Source organism: Pseudomonas tremae (genome assembly GCF_001401155.1).
In the GTDB taxonomy this organism is placed as follows: domain Bacteria; phylum Pseudomonadota; class Gammaproteobacteria; order Pseudomonadales; family Pseudomonadaceae; genus Aquipseudomonas; species Aquipseudomonas tremae.
Map to the genome: position 1 here is coordinate 1 of NZ_LJRO01000147.1, position 339 is coordinate 339.

The 339-nt window shown below is 54.6% G+C and carries 1 protein-coding gene; it reads right to left on the minus strand.

Annotation, left to right across the window (positions count from 1 at the left end):
- Positions 1–29: 29 nt before the first annotated feature.
- Positions 30–212, minus strand: coding sequence for a DUF1289 domain-containing protein (locus tag ALO43_RS09985; protein WP_004665593.1), 183 nt, complete (start codon positions 210–212; stop codon positions 30–32).
- Positions 213–339 lie beyond the last annotated feature (127 nt).

The window sequence follows — 339 nt, forward strand, 5'->3', positions numbered from 1 at the left end:
TTTCCGCACCGAAGATGAAATTTTCGGTTTCACACGTTCTTTTTCTGCAGGCTTTTCATTCGCTGTGTGGCACGTTGCACGGCGGCCATCTTTTCCGGACGTTTCATGCGTTTCCACTTGCGGATATCGTCCTTGGTACGCCCGCAGCTCACGCACAGATCGCCGCTGAGCTGGCACACGGAAATGCACGGGTTTTCAATGTCTTTTGCCATATCAACTCCGCCTAGCGTATTTGCGCTTGATACGCTGCTGCCAGTCGCCACCGTTCTCGCGCAGGCACTGCTCTTCGCAGTCGACATGCACATGAGCCGCTGCATTCGACAGGCTAACCTGTGCATC

Bases quoted from the DNA above. Each gene is read 5' to 3' on its own strand.
- ALO43_RS09985 (WP_004665593.1), bottom strand. From the start codon at position 212: ATGGCAAAAGACATTGAAAACCCGTGCATTTCCGTGTGCCAGCTCAGC.